This is a genomic window from Buttiauxella noackiae ATCC 51607, from assembly GCF_001654865.1.
GTDB lineage: Bacteria > Pseudomonadota > Gammaproteobacteria > Enterobacterales > Enterobacteriaceae > Buttiauxella > Buttiauxella noackiae.
In genome coordinates this window covers 1-3,913 of the sequence record NZ_LXEO01000076.1, presented here as the reverse complement: position 1 = coordinate 3,913, position 3,913 = coordinate 1, and the positions used below count along the sequence as shown (strand labels likewise).

4 protein-coding genes are annotated in these 3,913 nt (G+C 45.8%); all 4 read left to right on the top strand.

The window, feature by feature from the left end:
• Positions 1-780: 780 nt before the first annotated feature.
• The 4 genes from M979_RS22160 (at position 781) to M979_RS22145 (ending at position 3,669) form a co-directional block, all read left to right on the top strand.
• Positions 781-1,467 (top strand): recombinase family protein, encoded by a 687-nt coding sequence (locus M979_RS22160; RefSeq protein ID WP_064556436.1) that lies wholly within the window; start codon positions 781-783, stop codon positions 1,465-1,467.
• Between the two features lie 724 nt (positions 1,468-2,191).
• Positions 2,192-2,722: a hypothetical protein gene (locus tag M979_RS22155; RefSeq protein ID WP_064556435.1), complete on the top strand. Its 531-nt coding sequence runs from the start codon at positions 2,192-2,194 to the stop codon at positions 2,720-2,722.
• A gap of 187 nt (positions 2,723-2,909) precedes the next feature.
• Positions 2,910-3,212 (top strand): hypothetical protein, encoded by a 303-nt coding sequence (locus M979_RS22150; RefSeq protein ID WP_064556434.1) that lies wholly within the window; start codon positions 2,910-2,912, stop codon positions 3,210-3,212.
• Complete coding sequence (locus M979_RS22145; protein WP_064556433.1) at positions 3,205-3,669, top strand: hypothetical protein; 465 nt, start codon at positions 3,205-3,207, stop codon at positions 3,667-3,669. Before M979_RS22150 ends, M979_RS22145 begins: the two co-directional genes overlap by 8 nt.
• Positions 3,670-3,913 lie beyond the last annotated feature (244 nt).

Genomic DNA, 3,913 nt, shown 5'->3' with positions numbered 1-3,913 from the left:
GAAAGGCGAAAAGCCTGTTCAATCGCGTGGACTAAACAGGCTTTTCAGATGTAATATGCGAACCGTAACGGCGTGGGCATACACAACACTTGGCGGTGACAGTATAGCCCACGGATAGAACGCTTGTCACGCCTATCAGAAAACCATTTCAACGACATTAACCCACCGTTACCAGTGTTGCCCTCTTTAAGCCGGAGGCGGTCAGTACGACGATAAACGAGCGAACAGTGGTAAGCCAACCTGCAAGGCAAAGACGCAGGCTCTAACGTGGTGTACACCGTGCCATAAACGAACGGTACTCGATAAGCAGCCCGACCAGCATCGCCAAACTGAACAAAGCCCAACAGGTGACGAAGCGCATAGCGCCTTGTTTACTGGTAACCACTACGGGCTTATTGGCTTCTATTGCTCATTTCCTGTTATGTTCAAAAATACAGCTAAGATAGTGCGATTTATAGCCATTCACCCCGATTTTATTCCCTAATAAACACCTCATAAAGACATCAATCCCAAAGCCTCATTTATACATGTTTTCCCGGTTAAACCCTTGATACATAAGGTTTTATGCTGGTGGCAAAATACAACAAACACACCTCAAAACATCGCTTTTACTACACATCCCCATCAGGTTTACAACAAACATTCAATTTACAGGCATGAACAGGCTATTTTCATACGTTTGATTATTCGGCCTTAGTGTATTTTTTACAGCTCGGGTGTATTGCACAAATACACCGATTCCGGTACACTGCTTTCATCAAAACAAGGGCAGGGCAAAACATGAAAGTCGTCACCTATTATCGCATCAGCAAGAAAGGCACTGGTTTAGGTCTGGAAGCACAGGAAGACTATTGCAACGCAGCTATCCACCAGCAGGGATGGACTAAAGTCGCCAGCTTTACAGACAACGGTGTATCGGGATCCCTGCGCAATCGCCCAGAACTTGATAAGGCTGTAGCGTATTGCCTGAAGCATGGTGCGGTACTTATGGCCGCCAAGGTTGACCGCTTCCATAGGGACGTTGAACACATGGCTGCACTCATGAAACAGGTCAATATCAAAATTGCCACCATGCCAACGGCTGACAACTTCCAGATTAACCTGTTTGCAGCCTTAGCCCAGCAGGAACGCGAGTTTATCGCAGCGCGTACCAAAGACGCTTTAGCCAAGCTACAGGACAGGGCAGACGCTGGAGACACTGAGTCTCAGGCCAAGATTGCAAGACGTAACCACATCGCGCCAGAAGTACGCGCAGCGGGTACAGTAGCCAGTGCAGCAGCACGTAACGCAATGGCAGCGGATTACCTCCAGACGGTAGAGGATGCATTCTTAGCAGGTAAGGCCAAGGGCTATACATCAGTGCGCCAGCTTGCAGCCTACATGAACGAGCGCGGATTCAAGACCATCAACGGCAAGGAATGGACATCCTCCACAGTGCAGCGCATCAGCAAGCAATTAGTAGCATAGCCATTTAAACGCGCTGTATCGCATTCTGAGCGGTGCAGCGTTAAAGACATACATTCACACCACCAGCACCCCTACAGCAGCGCACAGCGCCACATGTCCACCATATTTCAGGCGTTTGCACGATAAGGTAACCGAACGCTTTCAGCCCACTAAGCACCAACATACCCACGGTGGATATTTTTCATACAAACAGTGAACCGCCAGCAAAGGCGAGCACTTCCCATTATAAAAAAATAAAAAATAGCACTTTTTGCTAAAGACAAAACTGATAAACACTGCTATGGTGGTTCTATCAGATGCGTCTCATTCTCATTTGATACCAGCACCACCAGCAGCCTTACGGGAAACTGTATGCGCTGCCCTTCAGGAACGCTGCGCCCACGACCCCGGGGCGAAAGAAAACGTCTTACAAATAACAACTGCCCTGCCTTTATGGTGTACGGGAATAGTGCTTAAAGCTGGCTATTCTGGAAGAAATTCCCATTAGTCTTAAACAAGCTCAGTGCGAGAAAAGAGAACGGCTTACTATACGTGAAGCCTATTATCGGTTGCGGGTTACTTATTACCCGAGACGACAATACACGCCTGATTGTATCCACCGTAAATAACACTTTCACCTAACGTTAATTCAATGGTGATTTAGTTATTTACGGGGTTCTTAACAGAACCACTAAACAGTATCTATACAGATACACCCATCAGCGCCACTAACAATAGGTTTTTAATGTATGCAAAACTACAACCAAACACACAACACCATTTAGTTAATATCGACAAAGCTATTCAATATAACGATGCTCGAATGATTGATACTACTCTCGAACACTTGTCAGTTATTAAGCCGTCACTTATTGATTTATTGTCGCCAGTATTAAAACTTGTGTCCGATAATAAGCCAGATGAAGCCCAGAGGCTATTGGCTACTATCCGTAAACTAAACGCTAAACCCTCAAAGATTCAGACTCAGCAGACAAAGCAACTTACCAATAAACAAATTGCTGATATTGTCGAATCTGCCAAAGCTGGAGCAACAGCCACCAGCATTTGTAAGGCCAACTCGATTACCTACGACACGCTACGCAAAATTAAAATTGCTCATGGTGTGCCATGCATCAGAAAGCCTACAAAGCGCACCTTCACTGATAGCGAACTGCTCTCAACGCACAAGGCTACAGGCTTTAACGTCTGCCTTACAGCGGAAGCCCTGAAGGTAAACCGCACCACCGTAGCGAAGCGTTTAAAACTAATTCAGTAGTGGTGCTGATAGCGGGGAAAAGTTTAATAACCGAGTACCCGCGACCCACCAATACAACACACCCCAATTAAGCCCACCAGCAAAGCAAACGTAAATTGGTACTTCAGTTTCTTTCTTGTTCTAACTGAATGTACACCCCTGACGATTTTGTATTTGCTGGTGGCACCTATTAACGGACACCCCAATAATGATTTTAGATAACCTGCCATCAGAAAAGGCATTCTTTGAAATGGTCGAACCAAATAGACCTATTCGAATTTCAGCCTATGTGTACAGCACGTATAACTGCGAATCCGAATTACTAATTAAACCAAAACATTTCTTTGGAACTTGTAAACATGACCGTAGCGAGTTTATCCGCACCATGTACCGAAGAATTAAAGGCGCTGGTGATGGCTACCAGCTTGATAAGCTTGTTTCCGTGTTATCTGGAAATCAGCACGTATTACAAATTAACTTCCTATCAGATAAGGCTCTAAAAAATGTATGAACAGCTAACCACTTTAAAAAATAACTTTCAGCAAGCCAAAGCAGCGGAACAAAGTTTTATCGACAGCAAAAACAGTGTTATTTCTTCTGACGCTGAAAACCTATTAAGAACCAAATCACAGCGCATTGGTTTTCAAGACTTACGACTGCAAAGCCTTACCATGATTGCAGAGACGTACAACCGTGAAGCAGCTACAAGCCGATACCCTGAGCAGATTCGAAACAATGGTATGAGTCTCAGCCTCCTGTACGCCCCAAACTGTAGCGTCAAGGAATTAGCGAAGCGTGCAACAGCCACAGCAGAAAGCGACTACCTCTCGAAGCTTAACCGCTTGCATGTTGAAACTGAAACAGCGCGTAAAGCTCTTGCCTCAGCACTGGAAGCTATCGAGCTACAGAACGCAGAACGCCAGCGCCAGTTACAGTTACAGGCTGACATTGCTCAGATGATTGCCTAATGCACCCACGACATAAACGACCTGTATACAAGGCTAAAGGCTTCAGCCCACGCCCACCAGCAAACAGCAAGCCTTACACGTACTGGCAAACGGATCCCTTTTCAGAAGGTGGAATGAACGTCTTGCCCAGTGATTTAGGCGGTCGCCAGTGTGGACGCTGGAGTCAAAGACACCTTGAGTAAAATTGTTTGTCGAACCTGAAGAGACGAACGAGGGTTTTCATTCTGAAGTTGTGCAAGGTACA

What these genes read in the sequence shown, in the direction of transcription:
- M979_RS22160 (WP_064556436.1), top strand. Translation starts at nt 781, where the DNA reads ATGAAAGTCGTCACCTATTATCGCATCAGCAAGAAAGGCACTGGTTTA.
- M979_RS22155 (WP_064556435.1), top strand. Translation starts at nt 2,192, where the DNA reads ATGTATGCAAAACTACAACCAAACACACAACACCATTTAGTTAATATC.
- M979_RS22150 (WP_064556434.1), top strand. Translation starts at nt 2,910, where the DNA reads ATGATTTTAGATAACCTGCCATCAGAAAAGGCATTCTTTGAAATGGTC.
- M979_RS22145 (WP_064556433.1), top strand. Translation starts at nt 3,205, where the DNA reads ATGTATGAACAGCTAACCACTTTAAAAAATAACTTTCAGCAAGCCAAA.